Annotated in this window: 24 protein-coding genes and 2 pseudogenes; 12 read left to right on the forward strand and 14 right to left on the reverse strand. The window is 71.0% G+C overall.

Annotation, left to right across the window (positions count from 1 at the left end):
- Positions 1–65 precede the first annotated feature (65 nt).
- On the reverse strand, positions 66–1,703 hold the full coding sequence (gene cdgB, locus DEJ47_RS17190; RefSeq protein ID WP_150169335.1) for a diguanylate cyclase CdgB: 1,638 nt from the start codon (positions 1,701–1,703) through the stop codon (positions 66–68).
- Positions 1,704–2,239: 536 nt separating this feature from the next.
- On the opposite strand from cdgB, the gene DEJ47_RS17195 reads away from it, so the two are divergent.
- Positions 2,240–2,731: a flavin reductase family protein gene (locus DEJ47_RS17195; RefSeq protein ID WP_202456513.1), complete on the forward strand. Its 492-nt coding sequence runs from the start codon at positions 2,240–2,242 to the stop codon at positions 2,729–2,731.
- A 43-nt stretch (positions 2,732–2,774) separates the two neighbouring features.
- Here the strand turns inward: DEJ47_RS17195 and arfB are convergent, their stop codons facing one another.
- Complete coding sequence (gene arfB / locus DEJ47_RS17200) at positions 2,775–3,203, reverse strand: alternative ribosome rescue aminoacyl-tRNA hydrolase ArfB (RefSeq protein ID WP_150169337.1); 429 nt, start codon at positions 3,201–3,203, stop codon at positions 2,775–2,777.
- A 187-nt stretch (positions 3,204–3,390) separates the two neighbouring features.
- Here arfB and DEJ47_RS17205 point away from each other — a divergent pair, with 187 nt between their 5' ends.
- Positions 3,391–3,966 carry a TerD family protein gene (locus tag DEJ47_RS17205; protein WP_125513572.1) on the forward strand — a complete coding sequence of 192 codons (576 nt, stop codon included), beginning with the start codon at positions 3,391–3,393 and terminating at the stop codon, positions 3,964–3,966.
- A gap of 91 nt (positions 3,967–4,057) precedes the next feature.
- Here DEJ47_RS17205 and DEJ47_RS17210 read toward each other — a convergent pair.
- From DEJ47_RS17210 to DEJ47_RS17225, 4 genes and pseudogenes are all read right to left on the reverse strand, one after another.
- Positions 4,058–4,538 (reverse strand): annotated as a pseudogene (locus DEJ47_RS17210) (DUF6879 family protein).
- Between the two features lie 68 nt (positions 4,539–4,606).
- A complete protein-coding gene (locus DEJ47_RS17215; RefSeq protein WP_150169339.1) occupies positions 4,607–5,764 on the reverse strand; it encodes a methyltransferase domain-containing protein in 1,158 nt (385 codons plus the stop codon).
- Entirely contained in the window at positions 5,761–6,708 is a 948-nt protein-coding gene (gene tgmB, locus DEJ47_RS17220) for an ATP-grasp ribosomal peptide maturase (RefSeq protein ID WP_150169341.1), read from the reverse strand. Before tgmB ends, DEJ47_RS17215 begins: the two co-directional genes overlap by 4 nt.
- A 1-nt stretch (position 6,709) precedes the next feature.
- Complete coding sequence (locus DEJ47_RS17225) at positions 6,710–6,943, reverse strand: hypothetical protein (RefSeq protein WP_150169343.1); 234 nt, start codon at positions 6,941–6,943, stop codon at positions 6,710–6,712.
- A 146-nt stretch (positions 6,944–7,089) separates the two neighbouring features.
- Between DEJ47_RS17225 and DEJ47_RS17230 the strand changes: the two genes are divergently transcribed.
- The gene (locus DEJ47_RS17230) at positions 7,090–8,268 is read left to right on the forward strand and encodes a helix-turn-helix domain-containing protein (protein WP_150169345.1); all 1,179 of its coding nucleotides are present in this window, start codon (positions 7,090–7,092) and stop codon (positions 8,266–8,268) included.
- Between the two features lie 26 nt (positions 8,269–8,294).
- On the opposite strand, the pseudogene DEJ47_RS37635 reads toward DEJ47_RS17230, so the two are convergent.
- Positions 8,295–8,977, reverse strand: a pseudogene (locus DEJ47_RS37635) (DUF397 domain-containing protein).
- Between the two features lie 347 nt (positions 8,978–9,324).
- On the opposite strand from DEJ47_RS37635, the gene DEJ47_RS17240 reads away from it, so the two are divergent.
- The 3 genes from DEJ47_RS17240 to DEJ47_RS17250 are packed head-to-tail and all read left to right on the forward strand — an operon-like array spanning position 9,325 to position 11,279.
- Positions 9,325–9,693: a PadR family transcriptional regulator gene (locus DEJ47_RS17240; protein ID WP_150169349.1), complete on the forward strand. Its 369-nt coding sequence runs from the start codon at positions 9,325–9,327 to the stop codon at positions 9,691–9,693.
- Positions 9,671–10,759 carry a hypothetical protein gene (locus DEJ47_RS17245; protein ID WP_150169352.1) on the forward strand — a complete coding sequence of 363 codons (1,089 nt, stop codon included), beginning with the start codon at positions 9,671–9,673 and terminating at the stop codon, positions 10,757–10,759. The genes DEJ47_RS17240 and DEJ47_RS17245 overlap by 23 nt, the downstream gene beginning before the upstream one ends.
- 10 nt (positions 10,760–10,769) lie before the next feature.
- Positions 10,770–11,279, forward strand: a complete 510-nt coding sequence (locus DEJ47_RS17250; RefSeq protein ID WP_150169354.1) for a GNAT family N-acetyltransferase — start codon at positions 10,770–10,772, stop codon at positions 11,277–11,279.
- Between the two features lie 16 nt (positions 11,280–11,295).
- On the opposite strand, the gene DEJ47_RS17255 is transcribed toward DEJ47_RS17250, so the two are convergent.
- The 4 genes from DEJ47_RS17255 to DEJ47_RS17265 all read right to left on the reverse strand — a co-directional run bounded on the left by DEJ47_RS17255 (position 11,296) and on the right by DEJ47_RS17265 (position 15,266).
- Positions 11,296–12,777 (reverse strand): M1 family metallopeptidase, encoded by a 1,482-nt coding sequence (locus tag DEJ47_RS17255; RefSeq protein WP_398337585.1) that lies wholly within the window; start codon positions 12,775–12,777, stop codon positions 11,296–11,298.
- 73 nt (positions 12,778–12,850) lie between these two features.
- Positions 12,851–14,035, reverse strand: a complete 1,185-nt coding sequence (locus tag DEJ47_RS17260) for a YncE family protein (RefSeq protein ID WP_223828392.1) — start codon at positions 14,033–14,035, stop codon at positions 12,851–12,853.
- Positions 14,032–14,634, reverse strand: a complete 603-nt coding sequence (locus DEJ47_RS36940) for an ankyrin repeat domain-containing protein (RefSeq protein ID WP_223828393.1) — start codon at positions 14,632–14,634, stop codon at positions 14,032–14,034. Before DEJ47_RS36940 ends, DEJ47_RS17260 begins: the two co-directional genes overlap by 4 nt.
- Before the next feature lie 74 nt (positions 14,635–14,708).
- Complete coding sequence (locus DEJ47_RS17265; RefSeq protein ID WP_150169356.1) at positions 14,709–15,266, reverse strand: GlcG/HbpS family heme-binding protein; 558 nt, start codon at positions 15,264–15,266, stop codon at positions 14,709–14,711.
- Positions 15,267–15,649: 383 nt separating this feature from the next.
- Here DEJ47_RS17265 and DEJ47_RS17270 point away from each other — a divergent pair, with 383 nt between their 5' ends.
- From DEJ47_RS17270 to DEJ47_RS17280, 3 genes are all read left to right on the forward strand, one after another.
- Positions 15,650–16,837 (forward strand): sensor histidine kinase, encoded by a 1,188-nt coding sequence (locus DEJ47_RS17270; protein WP_150175704.1) that lies wholly within the window; start codon positions 15,650–15,652, stop codon positions 16,835–16,837.
- Complete coding sequence (locus DEJ47_RS17275) at positions 16,834–17,490, forward strand: response regulator (RefSeq protein ID WP_150169358.1); 657 nt, start codon at positions 16,834–16,836, stop codon at positions 17,488–17,490. Before DEJ47_RS17270 ends, DEJ47_RS17275 begins: the two co-directional genes overlap by 4 nt.
- 227 nt (positions 17,491–17,717) lie before the next feature.
- Positions 17,718–18,218 (forward strand): hypothetical protein, encoded by a 501-nt coding sequence (locus DEJ47_RS17280; RefSeq protein ID WP_150169360.1) that lies wholly within the window; start codon positions 17,718–17,720, stop codon positions 18,216–18,218.
- 59 nt (positions 18,219–18,277) lie between these two features.
- Here the strand turns inward: DEJ47_RS17280 and DEJ47_RS17285 are convergent, their stop codons facing one another.
- Positions 18,278–18,976, reverse strand: coding sequence for a pentapeptide repeat-containing protein (locus DEJ47_RS17285; protein WP_150169362.1), 699 nt, complete (start codon positions 18,974–18,976; stop codon positions 18,278–18,280).
- 153 nt (positions 18,977–19,129) lie between these two features.
- On the opposite strand from DEJ47_RS17285, the gene DEJ47_RS17290 reads away from it, so the two are divergent.
- From DEJ47_RS17290 to DEJ47_RS17300, 3 genes are all read left to right on the forward strand, one after another.
- The gene (locus DEJ47_RS17290) at positions 19,130–20,341 is read left to right on the forward strand and encodes an NAD(P)-binding protein (protein ID WP_150169364.1); all 1,212 of its coding nucleotides are present in this window, start codon (positions 19,130–19,132) and stop codon (positions 20,339–20,341) included.
- A gap of 38 nt (positions 20,342–20,379) precedes the next feature.
- Complete coding sequence (locus DEJ47_RS17295) at positions 20,380–21,396, forward strand: zinc-binding dehydrogenase (RefSeq protein ID WP_150169366.1); 1,017 nt, start codon at positions 20,380–20,382, stop codon at positions 21,394–21,396.
- 73 nt (positions 21,397–21,469) lie between these two features.
- Positions 21,470–22,693 (forward strand): GNAT family N-acetyltransferase, encoded by a 1,224-nt coding sequence (locus DEJ47_RS17300; RefSeq protein ID WP_150175705.1) that lies wholly within the window; start codon positions 21,470–21,472, stop codon positions 22,691–22,693.
- Positions 22,694–22,699: 6 nt separating this feature from the next.
- On the opposite strand, the gene DEJ47_RS17305 is transcribed toward DEJ47_RS17300, so the two are convergent.
- Both DEJ47_RS17305 and DEJ47_RS17310 read right to left on the reverse strand, forming a co-directional pair.
- Entirely contained in the window at positions 22,700–23,176 is a 477-nt protein-coding gene (locus DEJ47_RS17305; protein ID WP_150169368.1) for a GNAT family N-acetyltransferase, read from the reverse strand.
- 66 nt (positions 23,177–23,242) lie between these two features.
- Positions 23,243–24,130: an aminoglycoside phosphotransferase family protein gene (locus DEJ47_RS17310; RefSeq protein ID WP_150169370.1), complete on the reverse strand. Its 888-nt coding sequence runs from the start codon at positions 24,128–24,130 to the stop codon at positions 23,243–23,245.
- Positions 24,131–24,179: the final 49 nt, after the last annotated feature.

The raw sequence follows: 24,179 nt of genomic DNA on the forward strand, positions 1-24,179 counted from the left end.
GCTGACGCGGGGAGCCTACCCGGTCCCGTGGCGGCCAAGGGGTGGCGTCGGCCTCACCCAGGGCGCTATCCGGCCCGCCTGTGCTGTTTGGCACGTGACCGTTTCTCCACGTACATCCGCTGGTCAGCGGAGTGCAACACTTCGTCGGCCGACATCCCGCAGTGGGCCCATCCGATGCCGAAACTTGCCCCTACGCGGACCGCTCTTCCGTCGACGCGGATCGGCGGGATGATCGCGTTCCGCAGCCGGACGGCGAGATCCTGGGCGTCGGCGCGGCCGAGCCCGTCGGCGAGGACGACGAACTCGTCGCCGCCGAGCCGGGCCACGGTGTCCCCGTCCCGCACCCCGCTGGTGAGACGCCGTGCGACCTCGATGAGGACGGCGTCGCCGGTGTGGTGGCCGAAGCGGTCGTTGATGGACTTGAAGCCGTCGAGGTCGCAGAAGAGGACGGCGAGACCCTTCGTGCCGTCGTCGACGTCGCCGTCGCGGCCCTCGGGGGCGACGGTGTGCACGTGGTGGTCGAAGCCCTCTTCCTGCTGGTGGGAGGCGTGCCCGAAGTCAAAGCCGTGTTCGTAGGCCGCGTCGAGGGAGTCCACCGCGCTGGGCTGGCCCGCGTGGGGCCTGCGACAGAGGCGGGCGCTGAGGCGGGCGCGGAGTTCGGCGGAGTTGGGCAGTCCGGTGAGGGAGTCGTGGCTGGCCCGGTGGGCGAGCTGCAGCTCACGGCGCTTGCGGTCCTCGATGTCCTCGACGTGCGTGAGCAGGAAGCGGGGCCCGTCGGCGGCGTCGGCGACGACGGAGTTGCGCAGCGACACCCACACGTACGTCCCGTCGCGCCGTGCGAGCCGCAGTTCGGCGCGGCCGCCCTCGGCGCTGGTGCGGAGCAGCGTCCCGATGTCCTCGGGGTGGACGAGGTCGGAGAACGAGTAGCGCCGCATGGCGGATGCGGGCCGCCCGAGGAGGCGGCAGAGGGCGTCGTTGGTGCGGAGGATCCGCCCGTGCTGGTCGCCGCCCATCTCGGCGATGGCCATGCCGGAGGGCGCGTACTCGAAGGCCTGCCGGAACGACTCCTCGCTGGCCCGCAGTGCCTGCTGTTCCCGCTCCAGGCGGACCAGGGCGCGCTGCATGTTGGCGCGGAGGCGGGCGTTGCTGATCGCGATGGCGGCCTGGAACGCGTACATCTGGAGGGCCTCGCGGCCCCAGGCGCCGGGCCTGCGGCCGTTGCGGGGCCGGTCCACGGAGATCACGCCGAGGAGTTCGCCGCCGGCGGCGCCGGTCGCGTACATGGGCGCGAAGAGGCGGTCGGAGGGGTGCCACTCGTCCTCGAAGCGCGGTTCGGGGCCCTCGGTGTACCACTGCGGGACGTCGTCGTCGTCGAGGACCCAGCCCTCGGTGTACGAGATGAAGCGCAGCGCTCCCCAGGCCTCGCCCATGGCGAGGCGGCGCTCCCAGGCGTCGCGGGAGCCGACGCGTCCGGTGATGAGGGCCTCGGCGGAGGGGTTGCCGGCGAAGGCGGCGACGACGAGGTCGCCGTCCGGGCGCACGAGATTGACGCATGCCAATTCATAGCCAAGGCCGTTGACTACTCCGTCGGCGACGGTCTGCAGCGTGTCCGCCAGGCTCCGGGCCGTGTTCAGCTCCGCTACCACCTGGTGCAGCTGCCGCAGGGTCGCAAGACGGACGTACGGCTCCGACTCGGTCTCCATGCTCGTTCTCCCCGAGACCTCGACAGCAACTCCAGGATGCGCGGCGCCCGCAGTCTTCTTCGGTGCGGTGTTCTTCGGTGCAGTGATCTTCGGTGTGGACCTCTGTTGGCGGTGGTCTTCCGTGACCTTGACCTTGTGCCTTTGTGCCCTCAGTGTCTTTCACTGACGTCCATTGTCTGATTGCCACCGTCACTGAATCACAGCGAGCAGCTCACTCGGTACACAGGGTCAACAAAATATGGGTCCTGTGACTCAAGTCACAGGTGAGCAGCCGCCGTTGGTCCAGTCCCTTGGACTAGTCCACCGCAGGCGCGGCACTGCGTGCCACGGGCCGCGCGGGCGTCTGCCGCCGGGACGTCCGCCGCCGGACCTAGGACCCCTCTGGGCCCACAGCCCGATGTTTTGTATGACACCCACGGGCTAGCTTCGACGATGTGGCTCACGTACTGAAGACTCTCCCGGCCCCGCCTGCCCCACGTTCCCCGTCACCGGATGGGCATGCTGATGGGGTGAGCAACGACGAGTTCCGCGCGGCGATGTCCCGCCTGGCGGCGGGCGTGGTCCTGGTGACGGCGCGCGAGCCCGGCCTGGACCCGGACGACCCGACCGCCCCGATGGGCGAGGACGTGGGCATGACGGCCACGGCCTTCCTCTCGGTCTCCCTCGACCCGCCCCTGGTCATGGTCAGCCTGCGCGAGGGCTCCCGGATGGACGACCTGCTGGCCGAGCAGCCGCTGTGGGCGGTGTCGGTGCTCGCCGAGAGCCAGCGCCACATCGCGGGCCGCTTCGCGATGAAGGGCCGCATCAGCGACCGCCTCCTCTTCGAGGACATCCCCTACGTACGGGGTTCCGCGTCCGGCGCCCCGATGGTGGGCGGCGCGCTGGCGACGCTGGAGTGCCGCACGGAGCAGTCGGTGCCGGCGGGTGACCACACGCTGGTGATCGGCCGCGTGCTGACCGCGTCAGTACCGAGCGGCGAAGGTGGCCCCCTCACGTACTTCCGAGGCCGCTACCGCAGCCTGGGCTAGCGCGCGCCCCTGGCAGGGCGCCCTGCGACGCGACGTCGCGGGGTCAGCCCCAGCCCCGCCCGGAGCGCCCCCGCTTGGTCTCGCTCCGCTGTTTCTTGTTGCGAAGCCGCCGCTCGTTGATGCCACGGGGAATCTTCGTCGCACGCCGCGGCTTCGGCGGCGGCGCGGTCGCCTCGGCGAGCAGAGAAGCCAGCCGTGTCGCCGCCATCTCCCGGTTCCGCCACTGCGACCGGTGCTCACTCGCGCGTACGGCGACGACACCGTCCACGAGCCGCGGCCCGAGCCGTTCGAGGGCGCGCTGCTTCCACACCTCGGGCAGCGCGTCCGTGTTCGCGAGGTCGAACCGCAGCTCGACCTGGGAGTCGCTCGTGTTCACGTGCTGCCCACCCGGCCCTGACGACCGCGAGAAACGCCACATGAGCTCGGCCTCGGGCAGGGAGACGGAGCCGCGGATGACATGGGGACCGGACATGCCTCCATGGTCCCGCGCCTGTCGGGCTCACGTCACACGCTTTTCGCGCGCTTCTCCGCGGAGACGGGTAAAGAAAGTAAAGCGATGCGGAACCCTGGGGACCCTGGTCCGCGTTGTTAGGGGTGACGGTAGCTTCGTCCCCAGTACGAAGCCCGTACGTATGCAACGAGGGAAGGGACTCCCAACAATGGCAGTAAGCCTGTCCAAGGGTGGCAACGTCTCGCTCACCAAGGAGGCTCCGGGCCTGACCGCCGTCACCGTGGGCCTCGGCTGGGACGTCCGCACCACCACTGGCACCGACTTCGACCTGGACGCCTCCGCGATCGCGGTGAACACCCAGGGCAAGGTCTTCTCGGACCAGCACTTCGTCTTCTTCAACAACAAGGCGACGCCGGACCAGACCATCGTTCACACCGGTGACAACGTCACGGGCCAGGGCGAGGGCGACGACGAGCAGATCAACGTGAACCTCGAGGGCCTCCCGGCCGACATCGAGAAGATCGTCTTCCCGGTCTCGATCTACGACGCCGAGAACCGCTCGCAGAACTTCGGCCAGGTGCGGAACGCCTTCATCCGCATCATCAACCAGGCCGGCGGCACGGAGATCGCGCGCTACGACCTCTCCGAGGACGCCGCGACGGAGACCGCCATGGTCTTCGGCGAGCTGTACCGCAACGGCGCCGAGTGGAAGTTCCGCGCGGTCGGCCAGGGCTACGCCTCGGGCCTGGTCGGCATCGCCCAGGACTTCGGCGTGAACGTCTAGTTCTAGGCGCCCGACCTGGGCTGACGCCGGGTTGGTCAGCACGAAGCCCTCCGGACTTACGTCCGGGGGGCTTCTTCATCGCCTTTCAGGTTCAAAGACCAAGGCCCTTCGCGTACTCCTCGAAGGGCAGGGACTCAGCTACCGCGATTCGCTGGTACTCGATGAACCGGGTCACATCGCCGCACCCGAATACCTCGCGGTTGATCTGCTTCCCGTCCGGCTCATACCCCCTCAAGAGGGTGGGGTCGGCCGGTCACGTCGAGAATGCGGATCTGCTCCCCGGCCAAGAGATGCGGCCGGTAGTACTGGGAGAACTCGAACCGCAGATACCGCGACAGAGGACGAGTGACGACATGGACGCGTCCTTGAACGCGCCCCTCCGCCGCCTGTCGACGGAGTCGGTCCGTGTACTCGTTGTGGACCGTCGCGGGGTCGATGCGTACGCCGTCACAGAACACCTGGAACTCCTCCGCTTCCTGCGGCATGAGGTACTGCGGCAGGGTCTCGAGGCGCCACGCTTCCCGTTGGAAGTTCTCGAAGCGCGCGGCCCACGCATCACCGGCCAAGAACATGGACACCCTCCCTCAGAACATCCTCGTGGATCTCGACAAGCTCTTCCCCCCGTCGACACAGGGCGGTGTCAGATGGGGAAACGCCAAGACTCGTCAGGCGTCACCAGGCGGCTGCCCTTGGGGGAGAGTTCCGCGCGCAACGAGTGCAGAGGGAACCTGCCGTTCTCCTCCCACCTCCTGCGGACACGTTCCAGGGCGTCCCAGAGCCGGCGAGGGCCACCCTGGTGCACCACGGGCGACGTCCCGTCCTCGGCCCGGGCCCACGATCCGTCCGCAGCGAGCAGCCACACCACGCGCCGGCCGTCGTCCGGGTACGTGGCCGCGCGGGTCTCGACCCCGGGTGTGTTCAGCTCGAACAGCCACCGGAGCGGCCATTCCTGCCACAGGTCGGGAATCGCTCCCTCGGGGGCCCGTACGTCCTCGCCCTCGCGCACTCGGGCAGCCACGAACACGTCGTCCAGCTTCCCCGGGTAATCCGCCTCGCGCCGGGTCTCCATAAACGTCGCCGGATCGGGCTGGACCGTGCCCCGCGCAATCCCGTCCGTGCCCATGTCCGCCGTGATCAGCAGGGCGGTGTGAGCAACGGTCGTGACGACTCGTCCCCCGGGGCGGAGCGCGCGGAGCCACGAGGCGGGGACGGGTCGCACGGACACGGTCGCCATGATGCGGTCGTACTCGGTGTCGGGGAGTTCCCCCGTCGCGTCGACAGCCTCCAGCCGAGGGGTTCGCCCGAACCCGGCGAGACGCGTCCGGGCAGCCTCGACCAAGTACGGGTCCACGTCCACGCTCGTCACGTACTCGTCCCCGAAGCGACGCGCGAACAGAGCGGCGGAGTACCCGGAACCGGTACCCACGTCCAGCACACGTTGCCCCGGCTGCACATCGAGTCGATGGGCCATGGACACGATGAGTCCCGGCAGAGTGCTGGACGAGGTGGGGTCACCCATCCCGTGCTCGCCAGGGGCCGCGTGGTCGGCGTGTGTGGGACCGACGCGGGTCACGAGCGTCTCGTCCGTGTAGGCGGCGCGCAGCAGCTCGGCGGAGCGCTCGGGCGGGCTCGCCAACTCCCATTCCTGCGTGGGGCTGTCCAGGATTCGGCGCCACCATCGCGGGACGAGTTGGTGGCGTGGGGTGTTGCTGACCGCTTCATGCCATCCGGGCGCGTTCGCGGTCACCTTGTCGGCGAGGGCACCAGCGGCGGCGGTCCATTCGGGCGCTTCGGTCATGCGGCCACTCCTTGCAGTGCATCAGCCATGGCTTCAACGAGCGGCACCCCGGCTCTGACAGCAAGCCAATGCCACTGGCCGTTGGGGTTCACTTCGAAGAAGACCCAACGCCCCTCGGGCGTGACGGCGAAGTCAAGCGCGCCGAAGAACAGACCGAGCTCGTCCATGAGGCGGCGGACCCGCTTCTCGACCTCGGGGGGAAGACTCGCCACCTCGTACCTGTGGGACCGGTAATCCGTGCGCCAGTCGAGTAGCGCGGCCTCGCTGCCCGCGTGGATGGCCACTGGGAACATGCGGTCCCCAATCACGGTCAAGCGCACCTCGTACGCCTTTTCCACACGCTCCTGGAACAGGTGGGCGGTACCGCTCACCCCGTCGTCCACCTGCTCGGCAGAGACGAGTACCACGGGGAGGAACTGACGCTTTCCCCCAGGGCCCAGCACACCACCGCCGAGCCCTTTGTAGACAACCATGTCGTCGCCCATGAACGTGCGGGCGTATGCAGGGTCGGACGTGATCATGGAGCGGGGCACGCAGAGTCCGCAGCGGGCAGCTACGGCGAGCTGGACGGGCTTGTAGTTCGCGGCGGCGTCCCTCGAGGGGTGGTTGATCCAGCGGACGGGCAACGAGCCGAGAACGCCGAGGAGTCCCGATCGCGCTTCCGAGACCGCGAGCGCCCGAGCGTGTCCGGGCCAGTCGTCGGGGGTCCGGAACTCCTCGGGGCGACGCCACCACACCGATTTGACGGTTTCCAGGCGGACCGTGCGGGTGCCGGTGAGGGGGCCCGTCCAGCCGTCTCCGGTGAGGGAGGCGGCCAGACGGGAAGCGGTCGGAAAGTCGGCAGTGTCATACCTGACGACGGTCTCCCCGCGCTTCACCAGCTCCTCGACCACCGCGTCGGCCGTGAGGTCTTCCCGGCCGGTCAGGATGAGGACGGATCCCATGTCAGTACAGGTCGGTTCCGGAGTCGGAGCCGGGGCCCGAGCCGTCGCCGTTGCTGGTCTCGGTCTGCGTCTCGGGCATCTCGGCCGTGATCGCGTGCCACGGGTTGCCCTCGGCGGAGACGTTGAGCTGAAGCCTCTCGCTGTACGCGATGACGGGCGCTTCACTGTTCGATGCCGGGGGCGAGATCAGGTGACGGACGCCGAACGGGACGGGCGTGCCGGTGGCAGTGCTCATGATGTTTACCTCCTGGGTGGCCGACGCCCAGTCAACGCCCCTGCACTGGCGGGAACTTGCACAGGTTTTGCACAACGGGCGTTCGGGCACCCGTGCCGCCTGTGACGATGGCTGACAGGACCCGTTTCCGCGAGGAGACTGAGCACATGAGCACTGATCTCGCCCCGGGCGCGAATCTGGCAGCGCTCCGGAAAGAACGCGGCTGGTCACAGGCACACCTGGCCAAGAAGGCGAATATCTCAGTCTCCCTCTTGTCCAAGATCGAGGTAGGGGACCGGACGCTTACCCCAGCGGTAGCGGCCGCCGTCGGCAAGCCCATGGGACTGTCCATGGCCGAGGTGCTGGGAACAGCAGCGGTTGCACGACGGGCGAAACAACCCCTGGAGGACCTGCGGGCGGCCATCAGGGACTACGACCTACCAGGCCCCGGGGCGACCGAGGACAGCAGGCTGAGCGCCCACTTGGGCACCATGGACAGGTACCGCAAGAAGGCCGATGTCACCAAGCTGCTCCCCATGCTCCCCAAGCTGCTGAGGGACGCCACCACGCACGCGCACACCGCGAACAATCCCGGCGCCTGGATGATGCTTGCGGACGTCTACAGCACCGTCTATTGGCTCGCCGCGCGGCACCGCTGGATGGACATGGCGGAGCTGGCTGTGACGCGCCAGAGGTGGGCAGTCGAACAGCAGCCAAATCCGCTGGGCGAGGCCATAGCGGCTCGGGACCGTGCAGGCACGTACCTGAATTTCGGCGACGTCGAGCGTGGTCTCAGCCTCGTGGACATGGCCATCACCAAGGCTCAGGGGGCGCTCGACAGCACCAATCGCGATATTGCCGTATGCGTCCTCAACCTTCGCGGCATGACCCTGGCGGGCAGGCTCAAGGACAAGAGGGAAGCGAAGCGAGAAGCGGACCGGCACATCAGGTCGGCCCTGAACACTGCCCAGGGGATAGGCCGCGAACTGGACGTACACGGCCTGACGGTCGGCCCACAGAACGTGTTCACCCACCGATTGGCCACATGCGTGGATCTCGGCAGACCACGCGAAGCCTTGGCCCTCACAGACGACCTATCCGCCGCTCTGACGGGGATGCCACCCACGCGAGTGGCACCGACGTACATCAACGCGGCACGGGCGCAGCTCGACACGGGGGACCGTGACGGGGCCCTGGAGAACCTGTCGATCGCATGGAACGCCGCTCCCCAGTTCGCCCGCATCCATCCGATGGGCCGCGAGGTGTTCCGCGTGCTGTCGTCCCTGCACCGCCGGAGCAACGCGGAGTTGTTGAGACTGTCGAAACTGTCGGGGATCAAGGTCTAGCTGAGCGCGGGACCTCCTGACCTAGGTCAACCGCGGTCGTCAGTTCGGCGGGACTTCTGCCAGCGGACCAAGGCGGTCAGGCCCGCGGGCATGGTGGCCATCACCGTGTCCGGGTCGTCGCTCTCGCGGAGCAGGAGGTGCCCTTCGAACCGCGCCACTTCGACACAGTTCGCACCCTTGAAGTGATTGCTCACGGGGGTATCGATCTGCGCCGTATCCAACTGCGGCACGACGCCTCCCGCGTACAGCAGCGGGCTGCTCACCTCGATGAAGTGCTCGTTGGTGAACGGGATGACCCGGACCGTCACCGTCGGCCATTCCGATGCCTCCAGCAAGTACTCCAGCTGCCCCTTGGCGACCTCTCGGCCGCCGAAGCGCATACGCAACGCCGCCTCGTGCACGATCGCGTTGAACGGCGGCGGATCGTCCCGTTCGAAGATCCTCCGGCGCCTCAGTCGGAACTCCACGCGTACGTCGACTTCCGCGGCGGGTAGCGTGGAAGCACGCCTGCGTGCAGCGCTCGCACGTATTCCTCGGTCTGGAGAACACCGGGCACGTTCAGCGTCTGCACACTGCGTAGATGCGTTGCGTGGTGCTCCAGCTCCGCGATGTTCAGGAAATCCGGCGGCAGCACACCCCTGTACTCGTCCCACCAGCCCTGCCCGCGCGACTCCCCCACGATGACGCACAGCGCCTCGACCAGCTTCACGTGCCGTCCTGCCTGCCAGTTCCCTCAACTTCCGCAGCTCGGCGCCCAGTCTGGCCTGTCGAGCGGTGGGGTTTTCTCTCAGCGGCATCGTCACTTTCCCTTCAGGCCCGCGTCTGCCGTGTGGCGATGAGCCGGTCCGCTCACTCGGGTGAACTCAAGGCGACAACCTTGCCCCGGGGCAAGGTTGTTGGGGCCTGCGGCTCGTCCGCACGGCAGGGGCAAGAGCGTCTGGTTCGAGATTCGGTGAGACCGCGGCGGGACGGAGTTTTGCAGAACCCCGACTATTCTGGATACTGGAATAGTCCGCGAAACCGAAAACACGACCCGCACGCCGAAGAGAGGAACCCGTGGCCGTCACCCCACCCACCGCCTGGACCCGCGCCACGCTCCCCCTCTGTCTGCTCGGGATTCTCGACGGCGAGCCGAAGAGTTACGGGTACGCCCTGCTCAGCCGGCTCGGCGACGCGGGGCTCGACGGAGTGAAGCCCGCGACCCTCTATCCCGCCCTCACGCGCCTCGAAGAGGAAGGCGCCGTCGAGGTCGAGTGGGGGGCGGGCGACGGCGGGCCAGGGCGGAAGTACTACCGGATCACCGAGGAGGGGCAGGCACGACTGCGGCGCGACCAGGCCGCATGGGGGAACTTCTCCCGTACCGTCGCCTCGCTCCTGCCGGCCGAGGCCGAGGGGGAAGCACATGAGCAAGACAACCGCGCCTGAGATCAGTTGGGCGCGCAAGGAGGACGAGGACTGGGCCGATGCCGTTCGAGTGCGGCTCGCCTTCGACGAGGAAGTGCCGGTCGGGTTCGCCGACGAGGTGCTCGCCGAGGCCCGCCAACTCGTCGAAGAGGCCGGGCAGCCCGCCCGTGAGGTGCTCGGGGACCCGGCCGCGTACGCCCGTGGCGTCGCCGCCGAGCGGGTCAGCGAGACGTACCGGGCCGGGATCGACACCCGTGGGCTGCGGCCCGCCGAACGGCTCGCCGCCGCGCTCGGCTCCATGGGGTTCCTCGTGTTCGCCGTCTTCGGGCTCGTCTGGATCCAGGACGGCCTGTGGGTCGGCGTGAACTGGTCCTCGGTCGCGACCATCACGGGGATCGGCGTGGGCGTCTCGGCGGGATGCGTCGCGTTCGTCGCCCGTGCCGCCGGGCTGTTCCGAGGCATGTGGTGGTTCCTGGCGGGGGCGGCCCTCGCCTTCGCAGCAACCGTCGCCCTCGCCGACACGCTCTCCGACGAGCGGCTGTTCCGCGTGCCCGCGCCGGTCCTCATGCTGGTCGGCGTCCCGTTGGCCGTCGCCGCGTTCCTGCTCCCGGAGGAGAGGATCAACCGCTGGTTCACGCCCGCCCGCCCGGCGGGTGGCCTGAGCGATGAGCAGTGGCTGAGGCGTCTGGACGGGCTGCTGCGCGGGCGGCACGGCATGAAGACCGCCGAGGCCCGCGCCCACGTGGAGGAAGTGCGCCAGCACCTCGCCGCGGCGCCCGCAACGATCCGCGCCGAGCACGCCTTCGGCGACGTCGAGATCTACGCCCTGCGCCTCTCCGAAGGCCCGCGCAGGCAGCAGCGCATCACGCGCCAGAAGTTCTACGGCGCCCTGGCCTCGGCCGTGTTCTTCGGCGTCCTCACCGTCGACAAGCTGATCGACCCGCAGGAGCGCGCGTCCGGCTGGGTCGCCTGCTACGTGGGGGCGTTCGGCTGCGCCGCCTGGGGTGCCTTCAGCGAATGGCGCACCCTGCGCAAGCAACGCGCGGCTCTGACGGACCTCGCGGACCCCGCGGCCCCCAAGCCATAACCTGCCCCGCATGATCCTCGAACCGCTCGTCGCCGTCGACGGCGCGCTGCCCGGCCACCTCCTCACCGAGGTGACCGGGCTCTACGCGTCGAACCGTGCGTTCTTCGCACTCAGCGGCGACTTCCCCGACCCCGACGACATCCGCGTCGAGCAGGTCGCCAAGGCCCTCGCCGACGAACTCGCGCACCCGGACGCCGAGGTGCTGCTCGCCCGCTCGCGCGGCCGTCTCGTCGGCGTCGTACTGACCCTCGCCCGGCATCCGGACCCCACCGACCCCGACCCGTGGATCGGGCTCCTCATGGTCGACGCCGACCTCCACCGCACGGGGGTGGGCAGGGAATTGGCGGCGCTCGTCGAGGAGCGGTTCCGGGCGGCGGGACGGGACGCCGTACGCCTCGCGGTCCTGGAGAACAACCCGAAGGCGCTCCGCTTCTGGACCGCGCTCGGCTACCTCGTCATCGGGCACCGCGAGGACCGCGCGCGGCACCGCCCGTGCGCGGTCCTGCGCAAGCCCCTCTGACAGGGAGATGCACAGGTCAGGGGCTGTCCGGCTTGCCGTCCCCGTACAGCCAGTCGCCCCAGATCCGGCTGACCTTGTCGCGCGCCTCGTCGCCGCCCGCGTTCCGCTCCACGTACTCCGTGAAGTCCTTCGTGTCCGCGTTCTTGTGCCGGTACGTCTTCGTCCAGCCCTGCACGATGTCGTAGAACGCGTCGTCGCCGACGGCCTGCCGGATCTTGTGGATGACCATGGCGGCCCGGTCGTAGACGGGAGGATCGGAGATGCTCGCGGCGTCCGTGGGTCTGGCGGGCGGGAACGCCCAGATCGCCTCGTTGTCCGCCTCGTCCTCGTAGTAGTCGCCCTTGTAGAGCGCGTCGAAGGTCTTCTGCGCGCTGTCCCCGTCATGGTCCTCGTCGTACAGCCACGTCGCGTACGTCGCGAAGCCCTCGTTGAGCCACATGTCGCGCCATGACTTGGGTGTGACGGAGTTGCCGAACCACTGGTGGGCCAGCTCGTGGACGAGGAGGTCGGTGCCGGGGGCGCCGGGGAAGACGGGGCGGTTCTGGGTCTCCAGCGCGTAACCCGCGTCGTCCTCGCGGTCGACGATCGCGCCGATGGAGGAGAAGGGGTAGGGGCCGAAGTTGTACTCGGACCACTCGATGACGTCTGGGATCTTCGCGAGAACCTTCTTGCTCGCCTTCGCCTGCGAGGGGTCGACGGCCGTGATGACCGGCAGCCCGTCCTTCGTCGTCGAGGTCTGCATCTCGTAGTCACCGATGGCGACGGTCGCCAAGTAGCTCGCCATGGGTTCGGCGCTGTGCCAGGCGAAGGTGGTGCGGCCGTTCTTCGTCGACTCGCGGGTCAACTCGCCGTTGGAGACGGCCTTCAGGCCCTTGGGAACGGTGACCTGTATGTCGTACGAGGCCTTGTCGCTCGGGTGGTGGTTGCCGGGGAACCACGCCATCGACCCGGCCGGTTCGCCGAGCGCGAGCGCGCCGTCCTCCGTCTTCAGCCAGCCTTCCTCGGCGCCGTCGTCGTCGGTGATGGTCTCCGGTGTGCCGGAGTAGCGGACGACCGCGCGGAACGTCTCGCCGCGGTCGAGCTCGTCGGCCGGGCGGACCCGCAGCTCGTGGCCCGCGCGCTGGAAGCGGGCGGCCTTGCCCTCGACGGTGATGCCGGAGACGTCCAGGCCCTTGAGGTCGAGGTTGAAGGAGCTGAGGTTCTTGGTGGCGCGGGCGGTGATCTCCGCGGTCCCCGTGAGGTGCCGGGAGTCGGGGTCGTAGCCGAGGGTCAGGCCGTAGTGCGCCACGTCGTAGCCGCCGTTGCCCAGCCTGGGGAAGTACGGGTCGCGCACGCCGTCGGCGCCCGGCGTGCCGTCGACGCCCGCGCCGCTGCATCCGGAGACGGTCGCGAGCAGGGCGAGGGCACAGGTGAGGGTGGCGGCTCGGGTCGCGGGTCGGGCGGCGGCTCGGGTGGCGGCACGGGTGTTGGCCCGGGCGGCCGTGGATCGCAGGTGCACGCCGGTGATCTTATGCGGCAAATGTTCGGAGCGGGGCGGTATGGCCGCCGCCCGATGTCGCGGCGGAGGCAGGTCAGAGCACCGCGATGCCCAACGGCCGCTCCCCCGCCGGGAGTCGGCGCACCGATCCGTCCTCCGTGTCCACGACGGAGATGCCGTTCCAGTAGCCGTCGCGGGTGAAGCCGCCCGTGACGTACACGGTACGGCCGTCCTCGGACACGGCGACGTCCTCGTGCGGCCCGTCCAGCGGAATCACCCGCTCCTTGCCGCTCTTCGTCCGCACCGTCAGCGACGGACCCTCGTCGGCGTCCGGGTCGATGGGCCCGGTGCCGACCGCGTACAGCGTGCCGTCGTCCGTGACGGTCACGCCGTGCTGGTGCGTGTTGGCGGTCATCTTCTCGACGTCGTACTCGCCGGTGCGCGGATCGAGCACGACGAGCTTCTCGCCCTCGAAGGGCAGCAGCAGCTTGCCGTCGGCGGGCCGCACGGCCGCGTAGTGCGGCTTCAGCCAGGACCCGAGGCCGCCCTCCGTGCCGTAGGGGGCGACGTCGATGCGGCGCGGCTCGAGCGAGTCCGCGCGTACGACGGTCACGTCGAAGGAGTCGTGGCCGGTCGCGTAGATCTCGCGGCCGTCCTGCGACACGTCGACGTCGAAGGGCCGCCGCCCGACGGGCACGGTGTCGGTGACCTCGCGCTCGCCCGTGTCGATGACCTCAAGGGTCCCGTCGCCGCCCGGGACGTTGACGCCCACGTAGACGTGTTCGCCGTCGGGCGCGAGGGCGATGCCCATGCCGCCGCCGCGGTACTCGCCCGTCGTGACGGGACCTGTCCCGGAGGCCGTCTCCGTCTCGTACGGGATGCGGTCGACGCGCTTGCGGGTGACGGTGTCGACGACGGCCACGCCCTCGGCGGTCGCCACCCAGGCACGGCCGTCCTCGCCGACGGTCAGCCCGTAGGGGGCCTGACCGACCTTCACGGAGTCGACGGGGCCCTTCTCCGGGTCGACGAAGGTGACGGTGTCGGAACCGAAGTCGGCGACCAGGAGGGTGCCTTCGGGGGTCTTGGTGGTGGCGGGGAGTGTGGTGGTGGGGAGGGTGTCGGTGGTGGGGAGGGTGTCGGTGACGGTGGGGCGTGTGGGGTCCGGGGCGGCCGACGCGCGGCCGTCATCACCCGTGCCGCACCCCACCAGGACCGCGGCAGCCAGTACCGCCGTCGCCACGGCGCGGGCCCGCGGGGCCGCTGCCGCGCGCCCCCTCACGACGCGTCCCGCAGCAGCTCCGCGATCCCGTCGAACCCGCGCCGTTCCGCGTGCGCCAGCGGCGTGACGCCGTCCCGGTCCGCGAGGTCCGGCGTCGCGCCCGCGGTGAGGAGCAGCTCGACGATCTCCTGGTGCGGACGGCCGCCGTCGCCGAGGATCACGGCTTCGAGCAGGGCGGTCCAGCCGAGGTCGTTGATGTGGTCGACGTCGATGTCGGTGACGCGCAGCACTTCCCGTACGTACGCGACGTGCCCGCGTTCCGACGCGGGGATCACAGAGATCCCGCCGAAGCGGTTGCGCAGCTTCAGGTCGGGTCCGGCGGGCAGCAGCACGTGCAGCATGGCGACGCTGCCCGTCACACCGGTGACCAGCCAGGGGCTGTCGGAACGGTGGTCCTGCGCGTCGACGTCCGCGCCGGCCGCGACGAGCACGCGGGCCGCCTCGACGTGGTCGCCGAGCGCGGCGAGCAGCAGTGGGCTGCGCAGCTCGGTGTCGCGGGCCTCGACGCGTGCGCCCTCGGCGAGGGCGGCGGTCACCTCGGCGGCGTTCCCGGCCCGTGCGGCGTCGAGCAGCCGCCGGTCGGCAGCGGTGGTGTTCATGGCGGATCTCCTCGTCGTGCGGGCCCCCGCGCGGACGGGCACGGGGGCCGGGAACAGCCTGCGCAGCAAGGAGATCAGCGGTCGAGCGCCGCCACGCCCGCCTTCGCGAACTTCTCGTCCAGGTCGCCGCTCGGGGCGCCCGCGACACCGATGCCCGCGACGGGTGCGCCCTTGGCGGTGACCGGCGCGCCGCCCGCGAGGAAGAGGGTGCCGGGGATGTCCTTCAGGTTCGGGGCCTGCTCCAGACGCTTGGTCAGCTCGGAGGTGGGCGCGTTCCAGGACACGGCGGTGTACGCCTTCTTCACGGCGGACTCGGGGGACTGCGGGCCCGCGCCGTCGCCGCGCAGCTGGACGATGGTGTTGCCGTTGCGGTCGACGACGGCGACGGAGACGCGCTGGTTCTCCTTCTTCGCGGCGTCGAGGGTGGCCTGCGCGGCCTTGGTGGCGGCGGCGACCGTGAGGTGCGTGGACTGCGTCAGGTTCTTGTTGCCGGCGTCGGCGGTGACGGCGGCCTTGGCGGCGGCGTCGGGGGTGCCCGCGGTGGCGGAGACGGCGCCGAAGGTGCCGGCGCCGAGGACGGCGGCGGTGGCGGCGACGGTGAGGACGCGGGTGCGGCGGGAGAGCTTCTGCATCGGGGGCTCCTGGGGTGGTCGAGTCGTGGGGCGTTCGAGGGGTTCTTGCCTCTGCACTCAATGCTGTGGCCGCACCCGGGTCCCACCCCTCCACGGACCGGCTCGCTGCCGCGCGCTGCTCGGCCGACACGGGGGTCAACCGTTCGGTTGACCCCTGCGGGGTCCCGGCGGGCCACAATGAGGGTGTTTGCCCAGTTCAGCGACTGGGTGAACGGCGATAGGGAACGGCAGTACGAGAAGGAGGCCCCGCAGTGGGACAGCACACGCCGGGCCTCGACCCCCACGCCCCGGGCCTCGACCCCCACGCCCCGGGCCTCGACCCCCACGCCCCGGGCCTCGATCCCCGCGCCCCGGACCCCGACGCCCGCTGGCTCGCGGCCGTCATGCACACCGCGTTCTTCCTGCTCCTGGGGTCGTCGCTGGCGCGTTTCCTGATGCGGCACCCCGGCGAGCCCCGCACGCCGTGGATCATCGCGCTCTCGGTCTCCCTCGCGCTCCTCTACGTACTCGGCCCCACCGTCGGCGCCCGCCCCACCGCGCCGCGCCGCCTGATCTGGCTGAGCCTGGTCGTGGCCGTCTGGGTCGTGATCGTCATACTCGCGCCGAGCTTCGCGTGGTGCGCGGTGCCGCTCTTCTACACGGGGCTCCGTACGCTGCCGCCGCGCGCCGCCCTCTTCCTGGTGGCCGTCCTGACCGCGTTCGTGGTCGTCGCGCAGCTGAAGCTCGCGGGCTCCTTCGACCCGATACTGCTGTTCGCGCCGCCCGCCTGGGCCGCCGTCGCGGCCGCCGTGTTCCTGTACATGCAGCGTCAGGCCGCCCGCCAGCGCGAACTGATCGACGACCTGATCCGTACGCGCCGCGAACTGGCCGCCACGGAGCGGCGCGAGGGCACCCTCGCCGAGCGCCAGCGCCTGTCCATGGAGATCCACGACACCCTCGCGCAGGGCCTGTCCAGCCAGCAGATGCTGTTGCAGGCCGCCGACCGTGTCTGGGACGCGGACCCGGCGAAGGCCCGTACCCACGTCCGCACCGCCGAGTCGATCACCGAGCACGGTCTCGCGGAGGCGCGCCGCTTCGTCCACGACCTGGCACCCGCCGACCTCGCGGACGGCGGCGGCGTGGCACAGGCACTGCGGGCACTCGCGGAGCGCGAGTCGGGCGCGGGACTCACCGTCCGCTTCCACGCGGAGGGCGCCCCGCCGCCGCTGCCCGACCGCGTCAGCTCGGCGCTGCTGCGCATCGCGCAGGGCGCCCTGGCGAACGTACGCGAACACGCGGACGCGACCACGGCGGCGGTGACCCTCACGTTCCTCGACGATCAGGTGGTCCTGGACGTCGCGGACGACGGCCGCGGTTTCGCCCCGGGGGCGGCCTCAGGTGCGGCTGCGGGTGCGGGTAGGAGCGCCGCCACAGGCGCCACCACCGGCGTACGCGGGCACGGCCTGCCCGCGATCCGCGCACGGGCCCACCAGCTCGGCGGCACACTGACCATCGAGTCGGCGCCCGGCGAGGGCGCGGTCCTGTCCGTATCGATCCCGCTGATCCCGCTGATCCCGTTGGAGACACAGTGACCGGCACGTCCCCCACCCCCGCTCCCACCCCGGTCCGCCTGCTGGTCTGCGACGACCACGTCGTCGTACGCGCGGGCCTGCTCGCCCTGCTCGGCAGCGCGCCGGACATCGAGGTGGTCGGTGAGGCGGGCACGGGTGAGGAAGCGGTGGCGCTGGCCGCGAAGCTGACGCCGGACGTCGTCCTGATGGACCTGCAGCTCGGCGAGGGCATCGACGGCGTGGAGGCCACCCGCCGCATCACGTCGTCGCCGCCCCCGGCCCCGCACGTCCTGGTCCTGACGACGTACGACACGGACGCGGACATCACCCGCGCCATCGAGGCGGGCGCGACGGGCTACCTGCTCAAGGCGGAGCGCCCCGAGGAACTCTTCTCCGCGATCCAGGCCGCGTCCCAGGGCCGCACCGCGCTCTCTCCCCCGGTCGCCTCCCGCGTCATGGCCCGCATGCGCGCCCCCCGGCCCACGCTCACGGACCGCGAACGCGACATCCTCGGCCAGCTCTCCCAGGGCCTCGGCAACCGCGACATCGCCCGCGCCCTCTTCATCAGCGAGGCCACGGTCAAAACCCACCTGGGCCGCATCTACGACAAGCTGGGCGTGGACACGCGGGCGGGCGCGGTCGCGGTGGCGAAGGAACAACGCCTGCTGCCGTGAAACCTGCGTGCAGCGGGGGCGGTTCAGAACTCGCTGGTGTCGAGCTCGAAGCCGAGGGGCTCCGTGTACAGCACGGAACCTCCCTCGCTCAACGCGACACTGTCAGCCTGGGCCTCCCAGCGCCGACGGAACCGCAAACCGTTCGCCCGAACGCGCGACCGCTACCGTTTCTCCAGGTCAAAGGCCTGACGCCGCCCCCCACACCCCACCCATGACACCATCGACCCGTGCTCGACATCGGCTACGCCCTCTCCCGCCGCTTCCCCGACCCCGCCCAGCTGGACTACAGCCGCGCGGACGTCCACACGCTGCGTCACGACCTGTTCTGCGGGGACGTGTACCTCGCGGACACCGAGGCGGACCGGGAGCTGTCCACAGCCTGGGGGTGGGTTCCCGTGCTGGACTTCGCGTGGGCGCTGTGCGACATCGTCGAGACGCTCGACAAGGACCCGATGGGCAGCCGCGCCTCCCGCCCCCAGTACGCGGAGCTCGACTTCACGGAGTCGACGGACCGCATGCTGTTCGCCCGCCGTTTCGGCTGGGTGGACATCGAGGCGGACTGGATGGATCCGGACGAGGCGCCGCTGACCTTCTCGCACACCGAGCTCCGCCGCGAGGTGCGCGACTTCCTGCACGATCTGGTCGCCGACCTGACCGACCTCCACGACTCCCTCGCGGACAACCCCGCGATCTGGTCCCTGCTGTCCCGCTTCCCCCGGACCCAGTAGCCCAGTGGTCCAGTAACCCAGTGGTCCAGTAACCCAGTGGCCCTCCGGGGGAGCCGCGGCTACTCCCCCGCCCCCGCCACCCGCACCCCCACCTGCGCCGCGAACGCCGGGGCCAGTTCCATCAGCTGGGACGGGCTGATCACCGCACCGGCGAGCCGCTCGATGCCCCGCGCGATGTCCAGCTCCGCCGCGTCCCGCAGGTCGACGTCTGTCATCCGTACCCCCGTGAAGTCCGCTCCCCGCACCACGCAGTCCCGGAACTCCACCCGCTCCAGCGAGGCCTGCCCGAAGTCCGGCTCCACCAGCACGCACCCCTCGAACACGACGTCCCGCAGCCGCGCCTTCCGCAGGTTCACGTAGTCGATCTTCCCGCCGCGCACCACGACCCGCTCCAGGACGCCCCCGTGCAACTGCACGCCCCCGAGCCGCGCGTCGACGACCTCCACATCCCGCAGCGACGCCTCCGCGAGATCCGTCCCCACCCCTCGCGGCCCCGTCAGCACCGAGTCGACGAACCGGGCCCTGACCAGCCGCGTCCCGTCGACCGCGCACCCCGTCACCGCGCAGTCCATGAACAGGGCCCCGCCGCCGTCCTGCCCACTGAGGTCGAGCTCCTTGAACTCCACGCCGTCGTAGTCCCCGTCGGGGCGCAACTCCCCTCCGTACTCCCCTCCCTCGAACGGCCGCAGCGGAGGCAACCGCACCTCGGCCCGCCGAACCGCCTCGACCACCCGCACCGGTTTCGTCCTCCGCACCATTCCCCCATCGTGCACCCCACCACTGACAACGCCCGCCGACCGGCCAAAAGCGCGTTCCCCGCCCCGATGTCACATTCCGGCCGCTCCCATACGTCCAAGAGGCGAAGACCACGCACCCGAGTCCACGCACCCGGCCCGAGGGAGCCCGCCCCCATGCACACGTCCACATCCACTCCCCCCACCAGGCCACACCTCAAGCTCACCGTCATCGGCGGCGGCCTCGCCGGCCTCACCGCCGCCATCAGCGCCGCCGAGGCGGGCGCCCGCGTCACCCTCCGCGAGGCCCACCACACCCTCGGCGGACGCGCCCGTACCTCCGAAGGCACGTACAAGACGAACGAGGGCCCCCACGCCCTCTACAGCGGCGGCCCCCTGTGGACCTGGCTCAAGCAGCGCGACCTCATCGGCCCGCTCGCCCCGCTCCCACCCCTCGAAGGCGCCCGCCTGCGCCTGCTCCACGGAGGCACACTGCGCCGCACGCCGCCCCTCGCCATGCTCAAGCTCCTGCGCCGCAGGACCGAACAGGCGCCGGTGGAACGTGACTTCATGTCGTGGGCCACGGAGGAGGTCGGCGAGGAGGGCGCACGCGCCGCCGCGCACTACGTCGCCGTCGCCACCTTCCACCACGATCCCGGCTCGCTCTCCGCCCGCTTCGTGCACGAGCGGCTGCGCCGCACCACCAAGCTGCCCCCGCAGGCGCACTACCCGCGCGGCGGCTGGGGTCCCGTCGTCGACCGCATGGCCGCGCTGGCCTGGAACATGGGTGTACGCACGGAGACGCTGGACCGGGTGGACACGCTCGACGACCTGCCGCGGGGCGGGCCCGTCATCGTCGCTACGTCCCTCGACTCGGCCCGCCGCCTGCTCGGCGACGCGTCCCTGCGCTGGGAGAGCGGCCGCACGGCACTGGTCGACGTGGCGTTCCGTTCCCGCAGGGGCGACCTGTTCGTCGTCTCCGACCTGGACAGGACGGGCTGGGTGGAGCGTTTCACCGCCCAGGACCGTACGCTCGCCCCCGCCGGGGAGCAGCTCGTCCAGGCGCAGATCCCCCTCTCCCCCGACGAGACCAAGGCCGACGGCGTGGCCCACGCGGAACGCCTCCTCGACCTCGGCTTCCCCGGCTGGCGCGAACGCCTGACGTGGCGCCGCGCCTCGGTCGCCAACGGCCGTACGGGCGCGCTCGACCGGCCCGGCACGACCTGGAGGGACCGCCCCGCGATCGACCGCGGGGACGGCGTCTACGTAGTGGGCGATCAGGTCGCGGCGCCCGGGCTGCTGTCCGAGGTGTCGTTCAACAGCGCGGTGGAGGCGGTGTCGCTCGCGCTCACGAAGTCGGCACTTGACCTCAAGTCCACTTCAGGTTGAAGGCTGGGGGCCATCGACACACCTTCGAGGAGCCCGTCATGCGCGCCATCCGCCTCCACGCCTTCGGTCCCGCCGAGAACCTCGTCCTGGACGAGATACCGGATCCCGAGCCCGGGAAGGGTCAGGTCCGCATCACCGTGGCGGCGGCCGGCGTGCACCTCCTGGACACCGCGGTCCGCGAGGGCATCCAGGGCCCGCTCCCCGAACTCCCCGCCCTGCCCACCGTCCCCGGACGCGAGATCGCCGGCATCGTCGACGAACTCGGCGACGACGTCCCCGCCCACTGGCTGGGCAAGCGCGTCGTCGCCCACATCGGCTTCGCCCCCGGGGGCTACGCCGAGCGCGTCGTCACCGAGGCGTCCCGCCTCCACGAGGTGCCGGACGACCTCGACTCCGCGGAGGCGGTCGCCCTGATCGGCACGGGGCGTACGACGATGGGCATCCTGCGGTTCACCACGCTGACGCCGGACTCCGTGGCCGTCGTCCCCGCCGCGGCGGGCGGCATCGGCACGCTCCTCACGAAGTACGCCAAGCACCGCGGCGCCACCGTGATCGGCCTGGCGGGCGGGCCGGAGAAGACGGACCGCGTCCGCGCGAACGGCGCCGACCTCGCCGTGGACTACACCGACGCGAAGTGGCCCGACGAGGTCCGCGCGTACCTCACGGAGCGGCTCGACGGCCGCGCGGCCACCGTCGTCTTCGACGGCGTGGGCGGCGACGCGGGCCGGCACGCGGTGGACCTGCTCGGCCCCGGCGGCACGCACATCGTCTTCGGCTGGGCCGGGAAAGGGCCGCACGACGGCGAGCCGCTCACCTTCACCGAGGAGGAACTCGCCGCGCGCGGCATCACCCAGCTCAATGTGCTCGGCCCGGCGATGATGCGGAAGGCGGGCGGCGACAACCCGGTCCGCACCCTGGAGCTTGCCGCCCTCGCCGCCGCGTCGCAGGGCCACTTCACCCCGGCCGTGCAGCGCTTCCCCCTCGCGGAGGCGGCCGCCGCACACCGCGCCCTGGAGTCCCGGGCCACGATGGGCAAAGTCGTCCTGATCCCTTGACCCCCGCACTCGGGAGAGGTCGGAAAACCGGATGCCCGTACGACATCCGGGAACTACCGTCCGTTATATGGGTATGGAATCCGTCCAGTTCCGCGACATCCCCGAGGCCGGGATCGACCGCGCGCTCTCCCTCTCCTACCTCGTCTTCCACGAGAACCCGGAGGACGAGAAGCGCAAGCACCACCACGACCTGCTGCGCGGCTGCACCCGCATCGGTGCGTACGAGGGCGAGGAACTCGTCGGTCTCGTCGCGGCGTTCCCCTTCACCGTGTCCGTTCCGGGCGGCGAACTGCCCTGCCCCTGCCTGACGTTCGTCTCCGTGGCCCCGACGCACCGGCGGCGCGGCGTGCTCTCCGGGATGCTCGCGGAGCTGTTCGCGCGGGCCACGGCGGACGGCGCGCCGATCGCGGCCCTGTGGGCGTCGGAGGACGCGATCTACGGAAGGTTCGGCTTCGGCCCCGCCACGCTCGGCCACACCGTGGAGGTCGACTCCCGCCGCCCCCTCGCCCTGCGCATCACCCCGGACGACCGGCCGCTGCGCCTCATCGACCCGTCCGACGCGCCCGGCGTGCTCGGGGAGTACTACGACCGGACCCGCGCCGAGCGCGCCGGACGCATCGCCCGCGGCGAGGCGTGGTGGCGCGAGGAGTGGCTGGTGGAGGAGGACGAGGAGGACGACGAGCTGTCGCCGCCCCGCGTGGTCGTCCTCGGCGCCCCCGACGAACCCGTCGCCGGTTACGCGATCTACCGCACCAGGACCCGCGACGACGCCCCCGGTCTCGTACGCCTGGACGAGCTGGAGGCGGACACGCCGGCCGTCGCGGCCGCCCTCTGGCGCTACCTCGCGTCGATCGACCTGACGGGCCTCGTCCGCGCGTGGGGACGGCCGGTGGACGACCCGCTGCACCTCTTCTCCGCCGACCGCGACCAGGTGCGCGTCACCGGCGAGTTCCCGGCCCTGTGGGTCCGCCTCGTCGACGTGCGCGGCGCGCTGGAGGCCCGCTCCTGGGCGGCCCCTGTGGACGTCGTCCTGGACGTGCGGGACGGCCGTCTCCCGGCCAACGAAGGCCGCCACCGGCTGACGGCGTCCCCCGAGGGGTGTACGTACGAGAGGACGGAGGACCCCGCGGACCTCACCCTCGACGTGCGCGACCTGGCCGCCTGCTACCTGGGCGGCACGAAGACGGCCGCCCTGCTCCGCGCGGGCCTGGCCACGGAGCACACCCCGGGCACGGCGGCAGCGCTGGACGCGGCCCTGCACACGGCGCTGCTGCCGCACACGGTGGACGAGTTCTAGCCCGCTCTAGGAACGGCCGAGCGCGTCCAGTGCGCCGTCGGTCAGCCGGTACACGGTCCACTCGTCCTGGGGCAGCGCCCCCAGTGACCGGTAGAAGTCGATCGACGGCTCGTTCCAGTCGAGGACGGACCATTCGAGGCGCTCGTAGCCGCGTTCCACGCAGATCCGTGCGAGCTCGGTGAGGAGCGCCTTGCCGTGGCCGCCGCCGCGCGCCTCGGGGCGTACGTACAGGTCCTCCAGGTAGATGCCGTGCACGCCGCGCCAGGTCGAGAAGTTGAGGAACCACAGCGCGAACCCGACCACGTCGCCGGAGGCGTCGTCCTCGGCGATGTGGGCGAAGGCGGCGGGGCGCTCACCGAAGAGCGCCTCGTGCAGCTGTTCCTCGGTGGCCTTCGCCTCGTCGGGCACCTTCTCGTACGCGGCGAGGTCACGGACCAGGGTGTGGATGACGGGCACGTCGGCGGGTGTGGCGGTACGAATCATGGAGGCAGCAAGCCACGCGCGCCCCGCCGCGTCAACGTCGTCTCACCTTCCGGCACCCGCCGACCGCTACCGGCCCAGCAGCCGCCGCGCGATCTCCATGTCGTCGGCCACCATCGGCCGCCCGTCCTCGGCCTCCCACAGCGCGTTCTGCAGGACCCGCCCGAGCGTCCAGGCGCGCGCCCGCTCGCGGTCGAGGGAGAGGACCTCCGTCATCGCGTCGAACCGCCACAGCACGTCGTCCGCGTCGAACTTGTTGTCGATGGCGGGCCAGAGGTCGAAGCCGGGGTCGCCCGCGAGCGGCTTCGGGTCGATGGCGAGCCACGGCTCGCGGTCGCTCGCGAGGACGTTCTCGAAGTGCAGGTCCCAGTGCAGCATCCGGTCACCGGGCTCCCCCATGACCTCGCGGACCGCGCCCCCGCACCGTTCGACGAGGGCCCGCTCGGCCGGGTCGGCGATCGTCCGCAGCGCCTGCGGCAGGTCGTCGACCATCTCGGCGGCGATGTCGCCGAGACGGCGCATGCCTTCGGGGGCGGGCGTCGCGGTGAGCCGGGCGAGGAGCTCGGCGAGGACGAGGACGGCCTTGCGGGTGTCGGCCATCGTCGACAGCATCCGCCCGGAGTCGAGGCGTTCGAGCAGCATCGTGCCGGTGGCGGCGTCGTGGTCGAGGAGCCGGACCGCGCCGTCGCCGTCCCACACCCGCAGCGCGACCGGCTCGCCCTCGGTCTCCTCGTCCAGGAGCTGGAACTTGACCGCGGCGGGCGTGCCGTCCGCGCACACCACGGGCAGCACGAGCGCCGCCATGCCGTGCATCGGGTCGCCGTCGACAGTGAGCTCCCAGCGCTCCACGAACTCCCGTACGCGCGCGGGGAGCGCGGCGATGAAGGCACGCCCCGGCTCCCCCGCGTACAGGTGCTGCGACTCGACCAGCTCGTCCGGAACGCGAATGTCGATCACGTCCGGGACATTACCGACGCGCCCCCGCGACCGCACGGGGATTTCCCGG

The organism is Streptomyces venezuelae (genome assembly GCF_008642355.1).
Classification (GTDB): Bacteria; Actinomycetota; Actinomycetes; order Streptomycetales; family Streptomycetaceae; genus Streptomyces; species Streptomyces venezuelae_B.

Excerpts from the sequence above, each read along its gene's own strand:
- arfB (WP_150169337.1), bottom strand. The coding sequence starts at position 3,203 with ATGTCCGGTCCCCATGTCATCCGCGGCTCCGTCTCCCTGCCCGAGGCC.
- tgmB (WP_150169341.1), bottom strand. The coding sequence starts at position 6,708 with ATGGGATCCGTCCTCATCCTGACCGGCCGGGAAGACCTCACGGCCGAC.
- DEJ47_RS17205 (WP_125513572.1), top strand. The coding sequence starts at position 3,391 with ATGGCAGTAAGCCTGTCCAAGGGTGGCAACGTCTCGCTCACCAAGGAG.
- DEJ47_RS17270 (WP_150175704.1), top strand. The coding sequence starts at position 15,650 with ATGCACACCGCGTTCTTCCTGCTCCTGGGGTCGTCGCTGGCGCGTTTC.
- DEJ47_RS17245 (WP_150169352.1), top strand. The coding sequence starts at position 9,671 with ATGAGCAAGACAACCGCGCCTGAGATCAGTTGGGCGCGCAAGGAGGAC.
- DEJ47_RS36940 (WP_223828393.1), bottom strand. The coding sequence starts at position 14,634 with ATGAACACCACCGCTGCCGACCGGCGGCTGCTCGACGCCGCACGGGCC.
- DEJ47_RS17230 (WP_150169345.1), top strand. The coding sequence starts at position 7,090 with ATGAGCACTGATCTCGCCCCGGGCGCGAATCTGGCAGCGCTCCGGAAA.
- DEJ47_RS17225 (WP_150169343.1), bottom strand. The coding sequence starts at position 6,943 with ATGAGCACTGCCACCGGCACGCCCGTCCCGTTCGGCGTCCGTCACCTG.
- DEJ47_RS17290 (WP_150169364.1), top strand. The coding sequence starts at position 19,130 with ATGCACACGTCCACATCCACTCCCCCCACCAGGCCACACCTCAAGCTC.
- DEJ47_RS17265 (WP_150169356.1), bottom strand. The coding sequence starts at position 15,266 with ATGCAGAAGCTCTCCCGCCGCACCCGCGTCCTCACCGTCGCCGCCACC.
- cdgB (WP_150169335.1), bottom strand. The coding sequence starts at position 1,703 with ATGGAGACCGAGTCGGAGCCGTACGTCCGTCTTGCGACCCTGCGGCAG.
- DEJ47_RS17295 (WP_150169366.1), top strand. The coding sequence starts at position 20,380 with ATGCGCGCCATCCGCCTCCACGCCTTCGGTCCCGCCGAGAACCTCGTC.
- DEJ47_RS17215 (WP_150169339.1), bottom strand. The coding sequence starts at position 5,764 with ATGACCGAAGCGCCCGAATGGACCGCCGCCGCTGGTGCCCTCGCCGAC.
- DEJ47_RS17285 (WP_150169362.1), bottom strand. The coding sequence starts at position 18,976 with ATGGTGCGGAGGACGAAACCGGTGCGGGTGGTCGAGGCGGTTCGGCGG.
- DEJ47_RS17305 (WP_150169368.1), bottom strand. The coding sequence starts at position 23,176 with ATGATTCGTACCGCCACACCCGCCGACGTGCCCGTCATCCACACCCTG.
- DEJ47_RS17250 (WP_150169354.1), top strand. The coding sequence starts at position 10,770 with ATGATCCTCGAACCGCTCGTCGCCGTCGACGGCGCGCTGCCCGGCCAC.
- DEJ47_RS17300 (WP_150175705.1), top strand. The coding sequence starts at position 21,470 with ATGGAATCCGTCCAGTTCCGCGACATCCCCGAGGCCGGGATCGACCGC.
- DEJ47_RS17195 (WP_202456513.1), top strand. The coding sequence starts at position 2,240 with ATGTCCCGCCTGGCGGCGGGCGTGGTCCTGGTGACGGCGCGCGAGCCC.